Here is a 2,206-nt window from a genome sequence, read left to right on the forward strand (position 1 = left end):
AATGCGGCCAGGCAGCTTTTGCCCCCTCGACCCCCGCCTTTTGAGACCTATCGGCAAGCATGCCCGCTTTTCAGGGCGATCTTTTAGGCGCTCCGCTATAGTCAACATTGGGGCGCAAAGCAGCCGCAAGCTCGAATCACCGTGCTTCGAGATCAGATTGCCGTTGATCGGCCGGTGAACATATCCACGGTCACATCGCTCAACCAGTCCAGAAAGACCTTCATCCTGCCCAATCGACTGGCCTGCTCCGAATACAGCGCACTGACCTGTAGAGCGGGTGTTCTGAGCTTGTCGGCAAGGAGCGGCACGAGCTTTCCAGAGCTAATGTCCGCATCGATCATGTAATCGGAAAAATTGCGCCAACCCGCACCCTGCAAGGACCAACGCACGCACCGCTTCACCGTTATCCGCATGCAACGAAGGAGGGATGCGGATCGGGCTTGAGTGCCCTTCGAACCACCAGTCGTTTGAGGCGCACGGGGGTTCCTGAAGGCGACCTGCTTGTATCGCTTCAGAGGTCGTGTCCCGGCGCGTGGTGTAGGTTTTGAGGGTAGCGAAGCTGACCGGACGCGCGCTCATCGATAAAGCGCTGTAGCGGCCGGTCAGTTTCGCGGGTGGTCACCGGCGAACTTCGGATAAGTTTGGGTTGCGAAGCTCAACTTACGGAGACCTCCGATGACCAATGACAAGATGGACCTGCACGCTCTGGTTGGGAAGACAGCCGACGGCGATTTTCTACGCGACATGATCGGCTTTGCCGCGCAGCGGCTGATGGAACTGGAAGTGGGCGGTGCGACCGGCGCTGCCTATGGTGAGAAAAGATCCTGAGCGCCTCGCGCAGCGCAACGGCTATCGGGGATCGGGGACTGGGGAGACGCGAGCAGGGGACGGTCGAGCTGCGGATCCCCCACTGCGCAAGGGAACATATTTTTCCAGGGGTTTCTGGAGCCCCCGCCGTATGGCAGAGAAGGCACTGACGGCCGTCATCCAGGAAGCTTATATCCAGGGGATCTCGACCCGCTCTGTGGACGATCTGGTCAAAGCCATGGGCATGAGTGGGATCTCAAAGAGCCAGGTCAGCCGACTGTGCGTGGAGATCGACGAGCGGGTGAAGGCCTTTCTCGATCGTCCGATCGAAGGCGACTGGCCCTATCTCTGGATGGACGCGACCTACATCAAAGTGCGGCGAGCCGGTCGCATTGTCTCTGTCGCGGTCATCATTGCCGTTGGCGTTAACAGCGATGGCCGGCGCGAAGTGCTCGGCATGGCGATCGGTCATTCCGAAGCTGAGGTCTTCTGGACCGACTTTCTACGCACCTTGCCCGTCGCGGTCTGCGCGGCGTGAAGCTGGTGTCTCCGATTCCCATGAAGGCATAAAAGCTTCYGTCGCCAAAGTGTTCAGCGCCACCTGGCAGCGATGCCGGGTTCATTTTATGCGCAATGCGCTGGCCCATGCCGGCAAGAGCGGACGCCGGGTCGTGTCGGCATTCATCGCCACCGCTTTCGCCCAGGAAACTCCAGAGGCCGCAAAGGCCCAATGGCGTAGCGTCGCYGATCAATTGCGCCCTACCGTGCCAAAACTCGCTGCCCTGATGGACAGCGCCGAGGAGGATGTGCTGGCCTACATGACCTTCCCTGCCCAGCACCGCACCAAGCTTCACAGCAACAATCCAATCGAGCGCCTCAATGGCGAGATCAAGCGACGCACCGATGTCGTCGGTATCTTCCCCAACGAAGACGCTATCACACGTCTCGTCGGCGCTATCCTCCTCGAACAAAACGATGAATGGGCAGTGCAGCGCTGCCGCTACATGACACTGGAAAGCGTCTCAGGTTTAAGCGATAATCCCATCATCACGTTGCCTGCCATGGCAGCATGATCAATCCGGCTTAGCCGGAGGTCGCTGTGGCTATCCCAGCGAACCTACACCACGCTGTGGGACACGATCGCTTCAGATCAGCGACTTTCATTTTGGCATGCCCCACGTCTCGAGCAGCGAGGGCGCCCCCCACCAAGCGCCCATGCCGACTTGCCCAATCTCCCGAAACAGAACGGATGAATCCTTAAGCTGGCCGAAGCGGATGGCAACATCGGCATGAGCCGATATCAGATCCACCAGCGTATCGGTCATCGACAGCTTGACCGTCACTTCTGGGTAGCTGCGCAGAACTCTTGAATCCGCGGCGCAAGTACATGCAAGATGAA

At 59.1% G+C, this 2,206-nt stretch carries 1 protein-coding gene and 2 pseudogenes; 1 reads left to right on the forward strand and 2 read right to left on the reverse strand.

Going from position 1 to position 2,206, the window contains the following annotated elements; translation table 11 throughout:
• Positions 1-152 precede the first annotated feature (152 nt).
• Complete coding sequence (locus tag BF95_RS25055) at positions 153-389, reverse strand: hypothetical protein (RefSeq protein ID WP_152542934.1); 237 nt, start codon at positions 387-389, stop codon at positions 153-155.
• A 286-nt stretch (positions 390-675) separates the two neighbouring features.
• Here BF95_RS25055 and BF95_RS25060 point away from each other — a divergent pair.
• A pseudogene (locus tag BF95_RS25060) lies at positions 676-1,880 on the forward strand (IS256 family transposase).
• 87 nt (positions 1,881-1,967) lie between these two features.
• Here the strand turns inward: BF95_RS25060 and BF95_RS25065 are convergent.
• Positions 1,968-2,206 (reverse strand): annotated as a pseudogene (locus BF95_RS25065) (hypothetical protein); the annotation flags it as partial.

This window comes from Sphingobium sp. Ant17 (assembly GCF_000588875.1).
GTDB lineage: Bacteria > Pseudomonadota > Alphaproteobacteria > Sphingomonadales > Sphingomonadaceae > Sphingobium.